Consider the following 20,331-nt stretch of genomic DNA (forward strand, 5'->3'; position numbering starts at 1 on the left):
CCCAAATCGCCTTCGATGCGCACGCCTCTCGCGCGCGTCCGCGCCCTCGGCTCCTCGCATTCCGGCACTTCCGATTTCTGGCGGCAGCGCCTCACCGCTGTGGCGATGACGGTGCTGATCGTGCCTGTCATCGTGGTGGTGCTGATGCTGCTCGGCAGCAACCAGGCGGGTGCCAAGCAAATCTTCAGCTCGGTGCCAATCGCGATCATCATGCTGCTCTTCATCCTCGCCAGTGCCTGGCACATGAAGATCGGCATGCAGGTCGTGATCGAAGACTACGTGCACAATGAGAAGATCAAGCTCGCCAGCGTGATGGCCAATAATTTCTTCTGTATCGCGGTGGCGCTCGCCTCGATTTACGCGATCCTCAAAATGTCATCGGGAGTGTAACCCATGGCCGCTGAAGGTAACGGCAAGGCCACCAACGGCAGTGGCGGTCCAGGAAGTGGTCCTGCCACCAACGGAAAAGCCTATCCGATCGAAGACCATACCTACGACGTCGTCGTGGTCGGCGCCGGCGGCGCGGGCCTGCGCGCCGTGGTCGGCTGCTCCGAAGCGGGTCTGCGCACCGCCTGCATCACCAAAGTGTTTCCGACCCGCTCGCACACGGTCGCGGCGCAAGGCGGCATTTCGGCTGCACTCGGCAACATGCACAAGGACGACTGGCGCTGGCACATGTACGACACCGTCAAGGGGTCGGACTGGCTCGGCGACCAGGACGCCATCGAATACATGGTGCGCAACGCGCCCGAAGCGGTCTACGAGCTCGAACATTGGGGCGTGCCGTTCTCGCGCACCGAAGACGGCAAGATCTACCAGCGTCCGTTCGGCGGCATGACCATGGATTTCGGCAAGGGCCAGGCGCAGCGCACCTGCGCCGCCGCCGACCGCACCGGTCACGCCATGCTGCACACGATGTACGGCCAGGCGCTGCGCCACGCCGCCGAATTCTACATCGAGTTCTTCGCCATCGACCTCATCATGGACGACCAGGGCGTCTGCCGCGGCGTGATCGCGCTCAAGCTCGACGACGGCACGCTGCATCGGTTCCGCGCCCAGACCACGATCCTCGCCACCGGCGGCTACGGCCGCGCCTACGCCTCCTGCACCTCGGCGCATACCTGCACCGGTGACGGCGGCGCGATGGCGCTGCGCGCCGGCCTGCCGCTGCAGGACATGGAATTCATCCAGTTCCACCCGACCGGGATCTATGGTTCGGGCTGCCTCGTCACCGAAGGCGCGCGCGGCGAAGGCGGCTATCTCGTAAATTCCGAGGGCGAGCGCTTCATGGAACGCTATGCGCCCTCCGCCAAGGACCTTGCCTCGCGCGACGTGGTCTCGCGCGCGATGACCATCGAAATGCGCGAAGGCCGCGGTGTCGGCAAGAAAAAGGACCATATCTATCTGCACCTCGATCATCTCGATCCCAAGGTGCTGCAGGAAAGACTGCCGGGCATTTCCGAATCGGCGAAGATCTTCGCCAATGTCGACGTCACCCGCGAGCCGATCCCGATCACGCCGACCGTGCACTACAATATGGGCGGCATCCCCACCAATTATCATGGCGAAGTGCTGACCAAGCGGGACGGCGACGACAACGCCACCGTGCCCGGCCTGATGGCGCTCGGTGAAGCCGCCTGCGTCTCCGTGCACGGCGCCAACCGGCTCGGCTCCAACTCGCTGATCGACCTCGTCGTGTTCGGCCGCTCCGCGGCGCTGCGTTGCGCCGAGAAACTGACCGCGAACGGCAAGCAGCCGGAACTGCCGGCGGACTCGGCCGAACTGGCACTCGGCCGGCTCGATCATTATCGCTACGCCTCCGGCGGCACGCCGACCGCAAAACTGCGCGACAGCATGCAGCATGTGATGCAGAGCAATTGCGCTGTGTTCCGCACCGGCGAAGTCCTGAGCGAAGGCCAGAACCTGATCCACAAGGTGCATGGCGGAATCGGCGACGTCGCGACTACCGACCGCTCGCTGGTCTGGAATTCCGACCTGATCGAAACCCTCGAATTCGACAATCTGATCGTGCAGGCGGTGGTGACGATGGACTCGGCGGCCAACCGCACCGAGAGCCGCGGCGCCCACGCCCGCGAGGATTTCGCCGAACGTGACGACAAGAACTGGATGAAGCACACGCTGGCGTGGATCGACGGGCGTGGCAAAACCACGATCGATTACCGCCCGGTGCACGACTACACGATGACCAACGACGTGCAGTACATTCCGCCAAAGGCGCGGGTGTATTGATCGAACAAAAGCAGCCGTCATTCCGGGGCGATGCGTTAGCATCGAACCCGGAATCTCGAGATTCCCCGGTGCGCAATTGCGCACCTGCGGTCTGGTCCTTCGGACAGGAATGACGAAAGGTTAGAGGAATGGTTGAATTCGCGCTTCCGAAGAACTCAAAGATCACCGGCGGCAAGACCTGGCCGAAGCCGGCGGGCGCGACCGAGACGCGCGAGTTTCGGGTGTATCGCTGGAATCCGGACGACGGCAAGAATCCGAGCGTCGACACCTATCACATCGATACCAGCGAATGCGGTCCGATGGTGCTGGACGGCCTGATCTGGATCAAGAACCACATCGATCCGACGCTGACCTTCCGCCGCTCCTGCCGCGAAGGCGTCTGCGGTTCCTGCGCCATGAACATTGACGGCCAGAACACGCTGGCCTGCACCAAGTCGATGCACGACGTCAAAGACGGCGCGGTCAAGGTCAACCCGCTGCCGCACCAGCCCGTCGTGAAGGACCTGGTGCCTGACCTGACCAATTTCTATGCGCAATATGCCTCGATCGAGCCGTGGCTGAAGACGACCACGCCGACGCCGCAGAAGGAATGGAAGCAGAGCCACGAGGACCGCGAAAAACTCGACGGCCTCTACGAATGCATCCTGTGCGCCTGCTGCTCGACCTCGTGCCCGAGCTACTGGTGGAACAGCGACCGCTTCCTGGGACCCGCCGCGCTGCTGCAGGCGACGCGCTGGGTCACCGATTCCCGCGATGAAGCCACCGGCGAGCGGCTCGACAATCTCGAAGACCCGTTCCGGCTCTACCGCTGCCACACCATCATGAACTGCGCCAAGGCCTGCCCGAAGGGTCTCAACCCGTCGGAAGCCATCGCCGAGCTCAAGCTGAAGCTGGTCGAGCGGCAAATTTAGCTAATTTGTGCCGAGTATCCCGGTAAACGGCCGCGCCCGGCACCGGGCAAAGTTTCAGCTTCCGCACCGCTTTGTTCCGATACAGGTTTGACGTAAGATTCGCTCCGGAGCAGGAGCGCCCGTGCAGACCGCACAACGCAATTCGCTGAGATTGCTGCAATGGATGATGGCGGCTTCGCTGGCCCTCCCGCTGGCGCTCTTCATCTTTGCATCCGCGGTTTCCTGGATCTCGATCAACGAGACCGCCGACCGGGAAATCGAACGCTCGCTCGATGTCGTGCACGAGCACGCGCTGAAAGTGTTCGAGACCATCGACCGCAGCCTGTCTGAAATCGCCGAGGTGATCCGCGGCATTCCGGACGCCGGCATTACTTCCCGCGAGGAAGCGCTGCATCAGCGGCTGAAGCAGCTTGTCGGGTCGCTGCCGCAGGTAAAATCGGCCTGGATCTTCGACGCCAGGGGCCGCGCGCTTGTCAACAGCCTCGTCATGCCCCCGCCCGAGATCGACTTCTCGGACCGGGATTATTTCAAGGTCCATGTCGCCGGCGACATCGGAACCTATATTGGCGAGGCGCTGACGCCACGGCCGCCCTATCAGGGTGCGCCGTTTTTCGGCTTCAGCCGGCGCCGGCAAACCGAGGACGGCAGCTTTGCCGGCGTGATCCAGGCGTCGGTACTCCCGGAATATTTCGAGAAATTCTACGCCCGGATCGGCCGCGAGCCGGGCAGCTTCTTTGCGCTTGCCCTGACTAACGGCGCAGTGCTGGCGCGCTTTCCGACCGGAGATCAGGAAGCGCGGCTCGACCTCTCAGGACCGGTCGGACAACAGATCGCGGCGAACCCCAAGGCCGGCCTTATCACCGTGACGTCACCGACCGACGGCATCGAGCGCCGCCTCGGCTACCAGCGGCTCGCCGAATATCCGATCTATATCAGCGCCGGCCTTGAGACGTCGGCAATCCGGGCGCGCTGGTTCTCCACCATCAGCCAGCATCTAATCTTCGGTGCTCCGGCCACCGCCCTGCTGTTTTCCCTGCTCGCGCTGGCGTTGCGGCGGACGCGGCACCTCTATCTCGAAGCCGCCAAGCGGCAGGAGGCCGAGGAAGCGCTGAAGCATGGCCAGCGGCTCGAGGCGCTGGGGCAACTCACCGGCGGCGTCGCGCATGACTTCAACAATCTGCTCACCGTGATCCGCGCCTCCGTCGATCTGTTGCGGCGGCCGGACCTGCCGGAGCCGCGCCGGCTGCGCTACATCGACGCGATCTCGGACACGGTCACGCGCGCGGCACGACTGACGAGCCAGCTGCTGGCATTCGCACGTCGCCAGACACTCAAGCCGGAACTGTTCGACGTCGGCCAAAACGTGCAGATGCTGAGCGAGATGATCAAGACGCTGATCGGATCGCGGATCGAGATCGAGATCCATGGGCCGACCGAACCGTGCGTCGTCAATGCCGATGCCGGGCAGTTCGAAACCGCGATGATCAACATGGCGGTCAACGCCCGCGACGCCATGGACGGCCGCGGCAGGCTGACCATCACGGTGCACACGGCAACCGAATTGCCCAGCGCCGCCGTAGGTTCGCCAAATCCCCGCAACCAGGACTCCATCGGCCAGAATCGCGCTGGCCAAAAACCCACCGGCTATGTCGCGGTCTCCGTCGAGGATACCGGCGTCGGCATTCCCCAGGAGCAGTACGGTCGCATCTTCGAACCCTTCTTCACCACCAAGGAGGTCGGCCAGGGCACCGGGCTCGGCCTGTCCCAGGTGTTCGGTTTCGCCAGGCAATCCGGCGGCGAAGTGGTGGTGGCCAGCGAAGTGGGAAATGGCAGCGTTTTCACGCTGTACCTGCCGCGCGCCACCGGTGACGGCAAGCCGCAGCAGGTAACGGTGGAAGATGCTCCGCCGCTCGACGGCAGGGGCATGTCGGTGCTCGTGGTCGAAGACAATATCGAGGTCGGGAAATTCGCCACCGACGCGCTGGCCGAACTCGGCTACGGCACGACCCTGGTCGACAACGCCACGCACGCGCTGGAAGAACTGGCTGAAGGCGCCGACCGCTACGACGTGGTATTCACCGACGTCGTGATGCCGGGCATGACCGGCATCGAGCTGGCGCAGGAAATCCGCCGTTACCATGCCGATCTGCCGGTCGTGCTGACCAGCGGCTACAGCCACGGCCTGTCCGAAAGCGGCAGCGACGGTCTGGAGCTGCTGCAAAAGCCCTACTCGATCGAGCAGCTTTCGCGCGTGCTGCACGCGGTCGCCCGCTGGCGCATGATGAAACGCGCCACCGCGACGCGGGCGTCCTGAGGTCAGCACGTCAGCGGTGTCATTCACACTTCGTCATGGCCGGGCCAAGCCGTCTGAAGGACGGCTTCGCTTGCGCTCGCCTATGACGTGGGAAGCAACCATCAGGGAACCTTCTGATTTTCTTCGCGTTATCGGGCCATGGCTGATAGTAACTCCGATACGAAGTCCGCCGTAAAGTCCGAGCCTTCCTCGAAGAAATCCGATTCCTCGAAGAAATCTGCTGCCACGAAAGAACCCCCTTCCGAGAAACCGTCGGCAGAAAAGTCCGAGATTGTCGACGTCGTCGCGGAAGGCGGCGATCACGTTGAACCGCCGCCGCCAGAGGTGGTCGAGCCCGATCCGGAGTGGTCGCCGGAAGAGGCCGAGCAGGCGCGCAAAGACTATCTCTTGACGCGGTTCTGGATCAGCGCGCGCGGATTTTGGAGCAAGAACGGCGGCCAGCTGGCGTGGCTATTCTCGATCGGGCTCCTGATCCTGATCGTCGTCAATGTCGGTTTTCAGTACGGCATCAATGTCTGGAATCGCGCGATCTTCGACGCCATCGAGAAGCGCGATTCCGCGACCGTCTTCTATCTCACCGCGGTGTTTTTCCCGCTCGCGATCGGCAGCGTGTTACTCGGCGTCGCGCAAGTGTTCACGCGGATGGGCATCCAGCGCCGCTGGCGGGCCTGGCTGACCAGCTCTGTCATGACGCGCTGGCTGACCAGCGGCCGCTACTACCAGCTCAATCTCGTCGGCGGCGATCACAAGAATCCGGAACACCGCATCGCCGAGGATTTGCGGATCGCCACCGACGCGCCGGTGGATTTCGTCGCCGGCGTCACCTCGGCCTTCCTGTCGGCCGCGACTTTCATCGTGGTGCTCTGGACCATCGGTGGCGCGCTGACGGTAACGGTCGCCGGATCTGTTGTGACGATCCCCGGTTTTCTCGTGATCGCCGCGGTCGTCTACGCCGCGATCGCCTCCGGCTCGATCATGACCATCGGCCGCAGTTTCGTGCAGGTGTCCGAAGACAAGAACCAGGCCGAGGCTGAATTTCGCTACACGCTGACCCGCATCCGCGAGAACGGCGAGAGCATCGCGCTGCTCGGCGGCGAGGAGGAAGAGCGCGACGGCCTCGACAAGAACTTCTCCAATGTGCTGCGGCAATGGTCGCAGCTCGCCCGCCAGCACATGCGCACCACGCTGGTCTCGCAGGGGTCCAGCCTGATTGCGCCGGTCGTTCCGCTATTGCTGTGCGCGCCGAAATACCTCGACGGCAGCATGTCGCTCGGACAGGTGATGCAGGCGGCCTCCGCCTTCACCATCGTGCAGTCCGCGTTCGGCTGGCTGGTGGATAATTATCCGCGCCTCGCCGACTGGAACGCCTGCGCGCGCCGCATCGCCTCGCTGATGATGTCGCTCGACGCCCTGGAGCGCGCCGAGCGCGGCGAAGGGTTCGGCCGCATCAAGCGCGGCGAGACCGAGGGCGAGGCCATGCTCAGCCTCAACGATTTTTCGGTAACGCTCGACGACGGCACCGCTGTCGTCGGCGAGACCGAAGTCGTGATCGAAGCGGGCGAACGGCTATTGGTGGCCGGCGAATCCGGCACCGGCAAAAGCACCTTGGTGCGCGCGATTGCGGGCCTGTGGCCATGGGGCGGCGGCAGCGTCAATTTCCATCCCGACCGCCGGCTCTTCATGCTGCCGCAGAAGCCGTACATCCCCACCGGCACGCTGCGCCGCGCGATTGCCTATCCCGGCGCCGCGGAAGACTGGAACCCCGAACAGATCGGCGACGCCCTGCACAAGGTCGGCCTCGATCATCTCAAGGAGAAGATCGAGGAAGAGGCGCCGTGGGACCAGACCTTGTCGGGCGGCGAAAAGCAGCGGCTGGCGTTCGCGCGGCTGTTGCTGCACAACCCCGACATCGTGGTGCTGGACGAGGCGACCTCCGCGCTCGACGAGAAGAGCCAGGACAAGATGATGGAGATGGTCACGCGCGAACTGCCCAAGGCCACCATCGTCAGCGTGGCCCATCGCGTCGAGCTGGAAGCCTTCCATAGCCGCAAGATCGTGCTGGAACGGCGCAAGGGCGGTGCCAAACTCGTCAGCGACGTCGACCTGATCCCGCGCAAGAGCAAACGCCGCCTGCTCGGCCGCTTCCTGCGCCAGCGCAAGCCGCCGAAAAAGGCGGCGTGACGTTAGCTGTCGTCCCGGCCTTGAGCTCAGATGCGCAATTGCGCATCTGAGCTCAAGGCCGGGACGACGAGAGTTGGAGTCCTCGCTAAAAGTCGCTATGCATGCGCCGCTTTCCACCGAGGATATCAGTTTGACGCCCGACAACGACCCCACGCCCGCGCCGTTTGGCGCGTTCGCACCGAATGCTGCACAAGCCGCGATCATTGCGCTGGCGCACCGCTCGCGGCTGAAGCGCGGCGCGTTCCGGCCGATGTTGTCGCGGCTGGTCAATTTGCTGCGCGCGGGACCGGTGGACGTGCGCTATCAGGGCGCATCGTTTCGTTTCTATCACCAGGCCAGCGCCACCGAGCGCGGTGCGCTGTTCAATCCGGACTACAACATCGAGGAGCTCGATTTCTTGCGCGCGCATACGCCATCCGGCGGCGTGTTCGTCGATGTCGGCGCCAATGTCGGCACCTATGCGCTTGCGCTGGCGCGCCATGTCGGCGCCAGCGGCAAGGTGATCGCGATCGAGCCGCATCCGGTCACCCATGCCCGGCTCGCCTTCAACAACGCCGCATCGGGCTTTGCCCAAACCAGACTGGTGGCCGCCGCCGCCGGTCCCGCCGATGGCGAGCTGATGATCGAGACCGATGGCGACAATCTCGGCGCCAGCCATATCGTGTCGGGGCAGACCTCAAGCAAGGCGATCAAGGTCCCGTCGCTGCGGCTGCAGCGCATCCTCGATGAAGCAGGCGCCTCGCATGCCGATGCGCTCAAGATCGACGTCGAAGGCTTTGAAGACCGCGTGTTGACCGGCTTCTTCGCCAATGCCCCCCAGACGCTCTGGCCTCGCGCGGTCGTGATCGAACATCTGTCATCGAATGAATGGCAGAATGACTGCATCTCCGACATGCGCGCCCGCGGCTATGCCGAGACCGGCAAGACCCGCAGCAACACGCTGCTGGTGCGCGGCTGAACCGACCATCTTCAAACCACGGGAGAGTTCGATGATCGACCATATCGGTTTTCCGGTTTCGGATTATCAACGCGCCAAGGCGTTCTATGTGAAGGCGCTGGCGCCGCTCGACTACGTCCTCGTCATGGAAGTGACGCAGGAGCAGACCGGCCATGATCCCGCCGCCGGCTTTGGCGCCAACGGCAAGCCGGATTTCTGGATCGGCGGCGAAGGCGGCCTGAACAAGCCGCTGCATGTCGCGATCCTCGCCAAGGACCGCGCCACCGTCGATGCCTTCTACAGCGCCGCCTTGGCGGCCGGCGGGCGCGACAACGGCCCGCCCGGAATTCGCGCGCATTATCACCCGAACTACTACGGCGCCTTCGTGCTCGACCCCGACGGCCACAACATCGAGGCGGTCTGCCACACGCCGGGATAATTGGGTTTCCCTGCAGGTTTCCTTGGGGAACTTCCGGGCATTAGTTCCGTTGCCGTGGATGCCAATCGAACCTCCCGAAATCCCGCCGCCGACGCCGGGAAAACCAACCGAGCCACCGCGCGAAGATCCTCCGGGCAATCCCCGTCCGGAGGTGCCGCCACCGATGCGCGAGCCCGGCGCGCCGCCGCCACAGGAATTGCCGGGCAAGACGCCGGATGAACTGCCGGTGCGCGGGCCGAATGGTCCCGCTACGCCCAATCCGGCCACAGATCGGCCACAGGGAGCAATTTGACTTTGATTTGAAAGCGCCGCCTGAATACACAATGAACAATTGCGCATGTAACCTATTGCGTCCGCGAAATAAAAAGCATCCGCGCTCTCCAGCCCGCCACAATCCGGTCTAACGATTAGCCGTTGATCGACTCGCCCACGCAATCGGCAACAACGATTCCTTCGCTGCCAGAACCTTTCCAGGGACCCAGAACATCATGACAAACCTTCGCATCGTGCTGCTTGCCACGACCGCTCTGACGGTGACGCAGATCGCGACATCCGCATCGCACGCGCAAACCGCGCCACTGGTCGTCGCACAGGCCAGGGAAGAACTCGGTCCCGACGGAAAGCCCAAGGCGCCGCCAAAGGGCGCGCCGCCGCCGGCCGCGAAGCCACCGACACCGCCCGCGCCGCCACCGGCCGCGGCTCCGCCTCCGCGCCCGGCACCTCCGCCGGCTCCGCCGCCTGCTGCGGCTCCTCCGCCGCGTCCCGCACCGCCGCCGGCACCACCCGCTGCCGCGCCGCCGCCACGGCCGACACCTCCTCCCGCGCCGCCACCGGCGGCTGCGCCGAAGCCACCAGCACCGCCGGCACCGCCCGCCGCTGCACCGCCTCCGCGTCCGACGCCGCCGCCCGCCGCTGCGCCGCCCCCGCGTCCGACACCAACGCCGCCGCCTGCTGCGGCTCCGCCCGCGCGTACGCCGCCTCCGCCGGCGGCAACCCCCACGCCTGCGCCGACCGCATCGCCGCCCGCTGCAGGCAGCACCACGACGACACCTCCGGGCGCGCCACCGCGCCCGGGCCAGCCTCCGGGTACGCCGCCGGCTGGTACCAAGCGGGTGCCGGGAGCGCCGAGCGCAGCCCCCACGGCAGCGCCGACCGCGACACCATCGCCGACCGCGCCGCCGGCCGCTGCAGCGCCTTCGACGCCTCCTGCCGGCGCAGCACCGACGACGCCTCCGCCGCGTCCCGGCGCAACAACGCCGCCCGCCGCGGGTGGCGCGCCGACGACAGCTCCGGGTGGTCAGCCACCGCGCCCGGGCCAGCCTCCTGGTACGCCGCCTGCTGCCGGAACGACGCCGCCCGCTGGCGCACCGCCGGCCGCCGGAACGACGCCGCCTGCCGGCGCACCTCCGTCAGCCGGAGCGCCAGCAGCTGGCGCGCCGACGCCTGCGACGCCGGGCCAGCAGGGACGCCCGGCCGTTCCGCCCGCGCCTCCCGCCGGCGCCCCGGCCCCAAGTACCGTCCCCGGCTCGGCAGCCGCAACACCACCGCCCGGCAGATCGCAAAACGCTGCGCCGACGGTTGCACCGGCCTTCCGGGCTGCACCCACCATCACAACGCAACTGCCACCAGCGCCACCGCCGCGGCGGGAAAACATGACGCCACTCGCGATCGGCGCAGGCGTCGTGGCCGGCGCCGTGGTCGGCGCGACCATCGCCAACATACACAGCCAGCGGCGCGAAACCATCGAAGGCGGCCGCACCATCTACACCGAGCCGGACCGCATCATCATCCGCGACCCGAGCGGCCAGCAATACGTCCGCGGCAACGATCTCTATCGCTTCCGTTATGGTGCGCGTGACATCCAGACCGAGACCGTCGGCGGCGAAACCCGCACCGTCGTAATTCGGCCGGACGGCAGCCGGATCATCACCGTGGTCGGCAGTGACGGGCGACTGCTGCGCCGGATCCGGCGCGACGAGCGGGGCCGCGAGGTCATCATCATCGACAACAGCTACCGCGATCCGCGTGCGGTCGGCGGCTTCTATGTCGACCTGCCGCCGCCGGTAGTCAGCATGCCCTACGACCGCTACATCGTCAGCGCCGACGAGGCGTCCCCGGAAGTGATCTATGAAACCCTGAGGGCACCACCGGTGCAACGGATCGACCGGCGCTACTCGCTCGACGAAATCCGCTACAGCCCCAATGTCCGGATGCAGATGCCGAGCATCGACATCAACACCATCAACTTCGCGACCGGTTCGTGGGAGATCCCGCCGGACCAGGCGGCGAAGCTGCAGGCGATCGCCGACGGCCTCAACCGGGCGATCCAGGCCAACCCGCGCGAGGTGTTCCTGATCGAAGGGCACACCGACAGGGTGGGCTCCGACGTCGACAATCTCTCGCTGTCGGACCGCCGCGCGGAATCCGCCGCAACGCTGCTGACGCAGCAGTTCAGCGTGCCCGCGGAGAACCTGACCTCGCAGGGTTATGGCGAGCAGTATCCGAAGGAGCCGACGGACGGACCGAGCGAGATCAATCGGCGCGTTACCATCCGCAACATCACGCCGCTGCTCAACGGTGGGCAGGCCTCGCTGCCGCCGCCCCCGCCCGGCACCGCGCCGCCGCGGCGCTGAGGTTGGTCGCTTTGAAATGAAAATGGCCGGGAGCAATCCCGGCCATTTTTTTGTGTCAGGCGCTGAGTGCCCGCGGCGGCAGGCAGGTCTCGCAGATCGCCGCCACGTGACGATGGTCGGTGCCGCAACAGCCGCCCAGAATGCGCATCGCCGGAAACGAGCGCCTGAGATCCAGATAGCGCCGGCCGAGATCCTGCGGATCGCCGGCATCGAGCGTTGCAGACTCGTCCAGTTCGGCATGGCTCTTGGTCGATGCATTGGCTCTGACGCCATGGATGCGCTTGACCCAGGCCTCGTCGGCCTTCAGCGCATGTTCGAAATGCGTCGGATGCGCGCAATTGACGAGGAAGTATTCGACCGAATCCTGGGTCGCGCGATCCACCACCTCGATCGCTTCGCGCAACGTCTCGCCGTTGACCAGGCGGCCGTCGGTTTCCACCGTGAACGAAATCACCGCCGGAATCTGCTGCGCCCTGGCCGCACGCGCGATGCCGATCGCTTCGTTGATGTTCGTGAGCGTATAGGCCGTCACCATGTCGGCGCCGCCTTCGACGAAGGCCGCAATCTGCGCACCGTGATAGGCCTCGGCTTCGGCTGCATCCATGTTGCCGGCCTTGTACCCGTCGCCGCGCGGGCCGATCGCGCCGCTGACGACGCAGGGCGTCATCGGCTTTTCCCATTCGGCGCGCAGCTCCTCGAGCAACCCGATCCCGCGAATGTTGATCGCCCTGAGTGCGGCCGCATCGTACCCAAGCATGGCGCCCCAATCGGGGTTGGCCCGCCATGTCGGGCTGTCCAGCACAAAGCCAACGCCATGGTCGCGCGCGACCGCCATATAGGCTTGGTAGTATCGCTTCAGGCTGCCCCGGCCTTCCGGGCTGTCGAGCAGCACGAAGGCGGCGAAATGGGGCAGATCAATCCCCTCATGGAAGATCAGCGTCGTTTCCATGCCGCCATCGGTGAGGAAAATGCCGCCGCGGCGTTGCGGCAGATCGTATCGATATTTTGTCATTGCAATATCTCCGTGATCGGCAAATGGCGCTGTTGGTAGGTCTGGCGCGGCGCGCCTTGGTCTGGCGGAACTGGTGCCGCATAGTGTCGCGGTTTCCTAGGCGGCTCGTGGTGCGGCTGAATGTCGGGCTGTAAGATGCTGGGAAATCAGACGGTTGCGCGGCGCACCCGAAACCGCGGCGCTGGTCCACGCCGTCAAAACCGTACCGCAAGTACAGTTTCTGGAGACACCCGATGGGAAAAGGCGAAGCGACGCGCGAGCGAATTCTCGAGATCGCGGAAGCGGCCGTGCTCGCGAAGGGATTTGGCGCCACGTCGATCGACGAAGTGATCGCGGAGGCCGGCCTCACCAAGAGCGGCTTCTTTTATCACTTCAAGGACAAGAATGCGCTCGCGCGCGAAATGCTGCGCCGCTACGTCAAGACCAACGACCAGCTGTTCGACGACATCTTCGCGCGCGGCCGGCAGCTCTCGGACGATCCGCTGCAGGCGTTCCTGATCTCGCTGAAGCTGCTCGCCGAAGTGATGGCCGATCTGCCGAACGGGCATCCCGGCTGCCTGATTGCCAGCGTCTGCTATCAGGAGCGGCTGTTCGACCGCGAGGTGCGCGAACTTACCGCACAGTCGGTGCGCGACTGGAACGCGCGCTTCCGCCACATCCTCGACGGCATCGCCGCCGTCCATTCACCGCGGGAGCCGATCGATCTCGACGATCTCGCCGACATGATGTCCTGCATCGTCGATGGTGCGATCATCATGTCGAAAACGCTGAACGATCCGAGCCGTCTGGAACGGCAGATCCTGATCTTTCGAAGCTGCGTGAAACTGATCTTCTCAGCTCCATCGCTGTCCTGACGCGCGCTCCGATCGTCTATTTCGCCGCGGCGAGCCCCAGCGCGTCGACCATCACGCGGAAGACTTCCGTATTGTCCATCGAACCCTTGACCCGTTCGCTGCCGGGCCCGGTCGCGGTCAGGATGACGTCTTCGCCGGAATGCACGCTGGCGTTCATCATCGCCGGCAGATTGCCGGGCCGCAGCACGGCGCCGGGAACGCCCTTGTACTTTTCGTTGGCCTTGAAGGTTCCGTCATCGTCTCCCTTCATGGTCGGGTCGTTCGGGCCGTCGAGTTTGGGGCGGAAGGTCTCGTAATGGTCGGGCAGGCTGGCCGAGAAGATGGCGAGCCGCCGGCTGACGTCGACGCGCGAGGGATAGCCGTCGGCATCGGGCGCCGGGTAATTCGGGAAGCCGGCCTTGTCATAGACGCCGACGCGCTCGCGCATCGGCGCGTCCGACGTCGTGCTCATGTCGTGATTGATGGTGCCGACCAGTGCGTTGGGGTGGTTATGGTCCGGCGTCACCAGGATCAGGGTGTCGTCGCCGCGCTTGCTCGCCCAGTCGCGGGCGAGGCGCACCGCATTGTCGAGCATGATGGTGTCGTAGACGGCGCGGTCAAAGTCGAGGGCATGCGCGTATTTGTCGATCAATCCGGATTCCACCATCAGGAAGAAGCCGGCCTCGTTTTTCGACAGCACGTTCAGCGCGGCCTGGAGCTGCTCGGTCAGGTCGGGCTGCTCGGGAAATTTCTTGACGCCGCCACCCTTTAGGAATTTGCGATCCAGCGCCCCGTCCATATTTCCCGTGGCGAACAGCCCGAGCAATTGGCGCGTCTCGGGTTTGGCCGCCAGCGCATTGAGTTCACCTGCGGTCGTCGCCAGGGCATAGCCGGCCTCGCGGAACCGGGCGATATAATCGACCTCGTCCTTGCGCTTGGATCCGGCCGCCGACTTCGGCAGGAAGTTCGCGCTGCCGCCGCCCAGCAACACGTCGGGCCTCGCCGCGAAAAGCTGCTCGGTAATCTCATCATAGGCAGCCCGGCGGCGCGTATGCGCCACCATCGCCGCCGGCGTGGCGTCCTCGACTTCGGTGGTGGTCACGATGCCGATGCTCATCTTGAGCCGGCGCTTGGCAAGGCTCGTGATGGTTTCGACCTTGGGATCGTCGAACGCGTCTCTGGTGCGGTCCGCATAGACGCCCATCGCGTTGACCGCGCTCTTGTGGCCGGTGGAATAGGCGCTGGCCGAGTTTGCCGAATCGGTGATGATCGAATCCGAGCCGGCGGTCGCCACCAGCGCCGTATGCGGCATGTCGTCCATCGCAAGCTTGCCGAGGCTCTTGCCCTCCGCAATGCCCTTGGAAAGCAGCCGCGCCCCGACGCGATGGGCGGGCGACATCCCGTCGCCGATGAACAGGATCACGTTCTTCGCCTTGCGCGGCCCGGTGTCGTAGACCGTCCACGTCACCTTGCGGCTCTTCGTGCCGTCACTGACTTCGACGAGGAACGGGCCGGGCTTTGCCAGCTCGACATCGCGGAGCATCAGCGCGGATTGGTCCCTGCCGTCCTCGCGCTCGATGAACGTTGCCGCCCGGCCGAACACGGCGGCATGGTCCTGGCCGTTGACCGTTACCTTCAGTTTCGACTGGTCGACCCGGTCAGGGAATTCAACCTTGAAGTCGAACCGCGCGCCGGAGAGAATTTCGGCGCGGTCGATCGGATAGACTGTTTGGGCAACAACCGGCGATGCCGAGAGCAGGGCGGCGAGGGTGATGATGGTGACTGGCTTGATCAAAATCTCGGGCTCCGCGCGTGCTTGCCTGCGGGACAGCGACAGCCATTGCTCAGCAAGAAGTGAAGGTGACCAAGTTCTATCGACCCCGGATGACATCTATGTAACGGCGGCCCGCAGCGGTGCAGAGGTGCCGAAAAAGTCCGGCCTCGCAGATTCAGTCCTTGTCGTTCCCAAGCTTGAAGATCTCGGAACCGTCCCCGCTCGATAGCAGGCCGGTGTCCGAATAAAGCTTCAGCTTGGCGCGGGTATCCGTGATGTCGAGGTTGCGCATGGTCAGCTGGCCGATACGGTCCGCCGGCGTGAACGCCGCATCTTCCACCTTCTCCATGCTCAGCCGCTCCGGCTGATAGGTCAGGTTCGGGCTTTCGGTGTTGAGCAGCGAGTAGTCGTTGCCACGGCGCAGCTCAAGCGTGACCTCGCCGGTGACGGCGCGCGCCACCCAGCGCTGGGCGGTTTCGCGCAGCATCAGGGCCTGGGAATCGAACCACCGCCCCTGGTACAGCAACCGGCCAAGGCGCATGCCGCTGATCCGGTATTGCTCGATGGTGTCTTCGTTGTGGATGCCCGTGACCAGGCGCTCATAGGCGATGTGCAGCAGCGCCATGCCGGGCGCCTCATAGATGCCGCGGCTCTTGGCCTCGATGATCCGGTTCTCGATCTGGTCGCTCATGCCAAGGCCATGCCGGCCGCCGATGGCGTTGGCCTCGAGGAACAGCGCCAGCGGATCGGCGAACGTCTGGCCGTTCAGCGCGACGGGCTGGCCTTCCGCAAAACGCACGACGACCTTTTCGGCCTTGACGGCACAGTCGTCGCGCCAGAACGGCACGCCCATGATCGGATTGACGATCTTGATGCCGCTGTCGAGGCTCTCGAGATCCTTGGCCTCGTGGGTGGCGCCCAAAATATTGCTGTCGGTCGAGTAAGCCTTTTCGGCACTCATCTTGTAGGCAAAGCCGTTGGCGGTCATGAACGCGGACATTTCCGCGCGGCCGCCGAGTTCGTCGATGAACTGCTGGTCGAGCCAGGGCTTGTAGATCCGCAAGCTCGGATTGGTCAAAAGGCCGTAGCGGTAGAACCGCTCGATATCATTGCCCTTGTAGGTGGAGCCATCGCCCCAGATGTTGACGCCGTCCTCCTTCATGGCCGCAACCAGCATCGTGCCGGTCACCGCGCGACCAAGCGGCGTGGTGTTGAAATAGGTGTTGCCGCCGGTCGAGACGTGGAAGGCGCCGGACTGGATGGCGGCGATCCCTTCGTGCACCAGTTGCGTGCGGCAATCCACCAGGCGGGCTTTTTCGGCGCCGAATTCGAGCGCCTTGCGCGGAATCTCCTCGTAGTCGGCCTCGTCAGGCTGGGCGAGGTTGGCGGTATAGGCAAAGACGCGCGCGCCCTTTTGCTTCATCCACACCAGCGCCGCTGAGGTGTCGAGGCCGCCCGAAAAAGCGATGCCGACTTTTTCCCCTTTGGGCAGGCTCTTCAGGATCGTGCTCATCGTGCTTCCAATCGGTCGAAATGGCGGAGGTCGTTTGCGGCTTTGGGTGCGCGAATATCAAACTTTGCGCTTGTCGGCACGTGTTTAATAGCACCAGACAGCAGCTGGCCGGGATGGCTCAGCCCGGCTGGCGTGAGCCGTTGGTCAGACGGTTCCAGGGCCGGGCCAGGCGCGCCAGCGCGGTCTCGACGGCTGCATCCGAGACCCGGGTCGACGGCCAGCGATATAGCCAGCCATGGGCCAGCCAGATCACCAGAAAGCTCACCAGGCCGGCGGCCGCCACATCGGTGAAAAAATGCCCGCCAAACGCCATCCGCAGCACGCTGGTCGTGATCCCGAACAGGGTCGCCGCCGCATAGGCCAACGGCCGCCATGCCGGCGGCGTCAGCGCCGCGGGCGCGTAGGCCCAGAACGCGGTGGCGCCTTCGCCGGAGAAGAACGAGCAGTTGCGTCCGCACGTGCCGCGCGGATCCCAGTACGGCACAAACTCCTGCGGCCCATTGAACTGCGTCACCACCACCGGCCGCGGCCGGCCCCAATAGCTCTTGAAGGTGAGGTTGGTGAGAACGACCGCAGATAGCAAAATGGTGCTCAGCAGGAATACGGCGGTACGCGCGCGAATGAACATCGGCACATCCGGCCGCACCAGCTTCACCACGATGGCCGCGAGCGACGGCAATGCGAGCGCCCATGCGATCCACATCGCGGCGTCGCGGGCGATGGCGGCGATCCAGCTCTGCTTCAACGGAAACGAATTGGTCGCGGGATCGTAGAACAACGCCGCCAGTTTGAGGTCGAGTTCGGGAAAAATCCCGAACAGCAGTCCGATGACGAGCGCCAGCCCCAGCGCGATGAAAAGTCCGGTCCGGTTCATGGCGCGGTGTTTAGCCGAGGGGATGGGTCTTGAAAAGGCTCACGGATACGGCCGTGAATGCGCCGGCAGCGGCGGTGGCGGCCGCAAAGGTTTCGGCGGCTCGCGCCATGCACCCGCGGTCCGGCCCGCGATCATCCAGTAGACCAGGCCCGCGACGATGCCCGCCCCGGTCATGATTTCGAGATGGCGGCGGACGATGCCGTCAAAGCGCATCGTTTCGGGATCGAACGGGACCAGACCGAGATAGCAGGCGCAGCCGACGAGCGCGCCGCCGATCGCATAGGTCAGCACGCCCCGGACATAAAACGCTTCCGTGATCAGAACCACGATCAGCGCCGGCAACAGTGCAAAGCCTGAGATGAAGATGAAGCCGAACCCGAGCACGACATTGATCGCGCCCTGATCGATCGGCCCTGCGCCGAGATCGCTGAACTCGGGATACAGCACCGCGCCGACCACGATCATCCCCGCCGCCAGGCAGGCGAACAGGAATCCGAACAGGACGACGAAGAAGCGGCCGATCAGCGCCATTGGTCACACCGTCATTGCGAGGAGCGAAGCGACGAAGCAATCCATCTCTCGGCATGCGGAAGGGTGGATTGCTTCGCTTCGCTCGCAATGACGCGTTGAGGCATGTTCTTCACCCCAGTCAATCCGTCATCGCCATCGCGCGCAGCGCCTGACGCTCGCGGGCGGACAATTTTTCGGTTTCCGATTTCAACTGGCCGCAGGCGGCGAGGATGTCGCGGCCGCGCGGCGTGCGCACCGGCGAGGAATAGCCGGCGTTGAAAATATACTCGGAGAATTTCTCGATCTGGTCCCAGTCCGAGCATTCGTATTTGGTGCCCGGCCACGGATTGAACGGAATGAGATTGATTTTGGCCGGAATGCCCTTGAGCATTTTCACCAGCAGTTTGGCGTCGTCCATGGAATCGTTGACGCCCTTGAGCATCACATATTCGAAAGTGATGCGCCGTGCGTTGGACGATCCCGGATAATCGCGGCAGGCCTGCAGCAATTCGGCAATCGGGTATTTGCGGTTGAGCGGCACCAGCTCGTTGCGCAATTCGTCGCGCACCGCATGCAGCGAGATCGCCAGCATGACGCCCATTTCGTCGCCGGCGCGGACGATGTTGGGCACCACGCCCGAAGTCGACAGCGTGATGCGGCGGCGCGAGATGCCGATGCCTTCATTGTCTGACGCGATCAGCAGCGCATCGCGCACCGCGTCGAAATTATACAAGGGCTCGCCCATGCCCATCATCACCACATTGGTGACGAGGCGGCTGCCGGTCGGGGTCTCGCGATCGGCCCAGTCGTTGAGGCGGTCGCGCGCCACCATGATCTGGCCGACGATCTCGCCGGCGGTGAGATTGCGCACCAGCCGCTGCGTGCCGGTGTGGCAGAACGAACAGGTCAGCGTGCAGCCGACCTGCGAAGAAACACACAGCGTGCCGCGATCGGTCTCGGGGATATAGACGCATTCGACTTCATGCGCCTTCTCGAGGGAATTGCCGCTCGGCAGCCGCAGCAGCCATTTGCGGGTACCGTCGTTGGAGACCTGCTCGGCGACCACTTCCGGACGGTCGACGGTAAAATGCTGCACCAGTTGGGCGCGCATTTCCTTGGAAATGCTGGTCATCGCGTCAAAGTCTTTGGCGCCGCGGACATACATCCAGTGCCAGAGCTGCTGGGTGCGCATCTTGCGCTGCGCGGGCAGAACGCCGATCTCGCCGAGCCGGTCGGCGATCTCGGCGCGCGACAGCCCGATCAGCGACGGCTTTGCAGGCGGCACGTAGGTTTCGAGCGGAATCTTCTCCAAAGGGCCATTAGCCCCGGAAGTGGCCGCGGTCGCGCTGGTCATGGTGTCGGTCATGGGCCATCAAATAGGCCTTCCAGCGTCCGCTGGAAAGCCACGAAATGCGTTAGTTTCGGGCTAAAAGCTAGGTTAACGCCGGCAATCCTGCGCCAATTTGTCGAGCGCCTGCGACAGCCCCTTCAGCGAGAAGGTGTCGGTGGTCTCGGTGCCCTTGGCCGAGACACCCTTGACGGTGACGTCGGCGGCCTTGCGCATGGCATCGACCATCCGCTCTTCCTCGGCGGCGTTCTTGATCCAGAGCCCGTCGCCCTGCGTGTACATCGCATATGACGCGCCGCCGACCTCGAGCGAGGATTCCGAGCCCGGCTTCAGCGCGTAGCCGATCATGACCGAGACTTCGTTGATGACTTTTTCCGCCGGTCGCGTCGAGACGAAGGCATAGGCCGGATCGCGCGGACGGTTGGGCGGATTGGTCTTCGACGAGGATGGCTTGGCCAGCGCAAAGCACACCTTCTTACCGTTCGGCGTCGCAGTGTAGGCGCCCCAGGTTCCGAACTGGCCGATCAGGGTCGGCTCCGCGCCACCGGCCGCGGCGGCTGCCGCCGACTCAGGCTTGGCGGCAGACTTCGCAGCCGCCGCGGGCTTTTCCGTTGCCGCGGGCTTGGCCGCGTCCTTGGCGCCCTTCGGCGCAGCACTCTGCGCCTGCGCAAGGCTGGAAGCCCCGCACAGCAAGGCACTCAGAACAAGGGATGTCAGTATCTGCCGCACGGACAACTGGTTCCCTCATCATTGTGACTGGAAGATGGCCCGGCGACGGGTCGGGCCGTCAACCATGGATAAC

18 protein-coding genes are annotated in these 20,331 nt (G+C 64.7%); 10 read left to right on the forward strand and 8 right to left on the reverse strand.

Annotated features, from left to right (window positions below):
- Window positions 1-15 precede the first annotated feature (15 nt).
- The 8 genes from sdhD (at window position 16) to JQ567_RS37970 (ending at window position 9,324) form a co-directional block, all read left to right on the forward strand.
- Window positions 16-390 (forward strand): succinate dehydrogenase, hydrophobic membrane anchor protein, encoded by a 375-nt coding sequence (gene sdhD, locus JQ567_RS01095; RefSeq protein WP_212437188.1) that lies wholly within the window; start codon window positions 16-18, stop codon window positions 388-390.
- Between the two features lie 3 nt (window positions 391-393).
- Entirely contained in the window at window positions 394-2,250 is a 1,857-nt protein-coding gene (gene sdhA / locus JQ567_RS01100) for a succinate dehydrogenase flavoprotein subunit (protein WP_212437089.1), read from the forward strand.
- A gap of 128 nt (window positions 2,251-2,378) precedes the next feature.
- Window positions 2,379-3,161, forward strand: coding sequence for a succinate dehydrogenase iron-sulfur subunit (locus JQ567_RS01105; protein ID WP_192739357.1), 783 nt, complete (start codon window positions 2,379-2,381; stop codon window positions 3,159-3,161).
- Between the two features lie 121 nt (window positions 3,162-3,282).
- A complete protein-coding gene (locus tag JQ567_RS01110; RefSeq protein WP_212437090.1) occupies window positions 3,283-5,475 on the forward strand; it encodes a hybrid sensor histidine kinase/response regulator in 2,193 nt (730 codons plus the stop codon).
- Window positions 5,476-5,613: 138 nt separating this feature from the next.
- Window positions 5,614-7,656: an ABC transporter ATP-binding protein/permease gene (locus JQ567_RS01115; RefSeq protein ID WP_212437091.1), complete on the forward strand. Its 2,043-nt coding sequence runs from the start codon at window positions 5,614-5,616 to the stop codon at window positions 7,654-7,656.
- A gap of 130 nt (window positions 7,657-7,786) precedes the next feature.
- Window positions 7,787-8,614: an FkbM family methyltransferase gene (locus JQ567_RS01120; protein ID WP_212437092.1), complete on the forward strand. Its 828-nt coding sequence runs from the start codon at window positions 7,787-7,789 to the stop codon at window positions 8,612-8,614.
- Window positions 8,615-8,645: 31 nt separating this feature from the next.
- Complete coding sequence (locus JQ567_RS01125; protein ID WP_212437093.1) at window positions 8,646-9,032, forward strand: VOC family protein; 387 nt, start codon at window positions 8,646-8,648, stop codon at window positions 9,030-9,032.
- 58 nt (window positions 9,033-9,090) lie between these two features.
- Window positions 9,091-9,324, forward strand: a complete 234-nt coding sequence (locus tag JQ567_RS37970; protein ID WP_249165145.1) for a hypothetical protein — start codon at window positions 9,091-9,093, stop codon at window positions 9,322-9,324.
- Window positions 9,325-9,518: 194 nt separating this feature from the next.
- Here JQ567_RS37970 and JQ567_RS38990 read toward each other — a convergent pair whose 3' ends face one another.
- Window positions 9,519-10,616 carry a hypothetical protein gene (locus JQ567_RS38990; RefSeq protein WP_409363567.1) on the reverse strand — a complete coding sequence of 366 codons (1,098 nt, stop codon included), beginning with the start codon at window positions 10,614-10,616 and terminating at the stop codon, window positions 9,519-9,521.
- 68 nt (window positions 10,617-10,684) lie between these two features.
- On the opposite strand from JQ567_RS38990, the gene JQ567_RS38995 reads away from it, so the two are divergent.
- Window positions 10,685-11,665, forward strand: a complete 981-nt coding sequence (locus JQ567_RS38995; protein WP_409363568.1) for an OmpA family protein — start codon at window positions 10,685-10,687, stop codon at window positions 11,663-11,665.
- A gap of 55 nt (window positions 11,666-11,720) precedes the next feature.
- Here JQ567_RS38995 and JQ567_RS01135 read toward each other — a convergent pair whose 3' ends face one another.
- Window positions 11,721-12,677: a homocysteine S-methyltransferase family protein gene (locus JQ567_RS01135; protein ID WP_212437095.1), complete on the reverse strand. Its 957-nt coding sequence runs from the start codon at window positions 12,675-12,677 to the stop codon at window positions 11,721-11,723.
- A 233-nt stretch (window positions 12,678-12,910) separates the two neighbouring features.
- Between JQ567_RS01135 and JQ567_RS01140 the strand changes: the two genes are divergently transcribed.
- Window positions 12,911-13,531 carry a TetR/AcrR family transcriptional regulator gene (locus JQ567_RS01140; protein WP_212437096.1) on the forward strand — a complete coding sequence of 207 codons (621 nt, stop codon included), beginning with the start codon at window positions 12,911-12,913 and terminating at the stop codon, window positions 13,529-13,531.
- Between the two features lie 16 nt (window positions 13,532-13,547).
- On the opposite strand, the gene JQ567_RS01145 is transcribed toward JQ567_RS01140, so the two are convergent.
- The 6 genes from JQ567_RS01145 to JQ567_RS01170 form a co-directional block, all read right to left on the reverse strand.
- The gene (locus JQ567_RS01145) at window positions 13,548-15,308 is read right to left on the reverse strand and encodes an alkaline phosphatase (protein ID WP_409363571.1); all 1,761 of its coding nucleotides are present in this window, start codon (window positions 15,306-15,308) and stop codon (window positions 13,548-13,550) included.
- Window positions 15,309-15,459: 151 nt separating this feature from the next.
- A complete protein-coding gene (gene argG / locus JQ567_RS01150) occupies window positions 15,460-16,797 on the reverse strand; it encodes an argininosuccinate synthase (RefSeq protein ID WP_212437098.1) in 1,338 nt (445 codons plus the stop codon).
- 118 nt (window positions 16,798-16,915) lie between these two features.
- On the reverse strand, window positions 16,916-17,671 hold the full coding sequence (locus tag JQ567_RS01155; protein WP_212437099.1) for a phosphatase PAP2 family protein: 756 nt from the start codon (window positions 17,669-17,671) through the stop codon (window positions 16,916-16,918).
- 39 nt (window positions 17,672-17,710) lie between these two features.
- Window positions 17,711-18,202: a hypothetical protein gene (locus JQ567_RS01160; protein WP_212437100.1), complete on the reverse strand. Its 492-nt coding sequence runs from the start codon at window positions 18,200-18,202 to the stop codon at window positions 17,711-17,713.
- 118 nt (window positions 18,203-18,320) lie between these two features.
- Complete coding sequence (gene rlmN / locus JQ567_RS01165; protein WP_212437189.1) at window positions 18,321-19,535, reverse strand: 23S rRNA (adenine(2503)-C(2))-methyltransferase RlmN; 1,215 nt, start codon at window positions 19,533-19,535, stop codon at window positions 18,321-18,323.
- An 84-nt stretch (window positions 19,536-19,619) separates the two neighbouring features.
- A complete protein-coding gene (locus JQ567_RS01170; protein WP_312017327.1) occupies window positions 19,620-20,258 on the reverse strand; it encodes an invasion associated locus B family protein in 639 nt (212 codons plus the stop codon).
- Window positions 20,259-20,331: the final 73 nt, after the last annotated feature.

Origin of the sequence: Bradyrhizobium sp. AUGA SZCCT0431, assembly GCF_018131065.1 — a bacterium.
Lineage (GTDB): Bacteria > Pseudomonadota > Alphaproteobacteria > Rhizobiales > Xanthobacteraceae > Bradyrhizobium.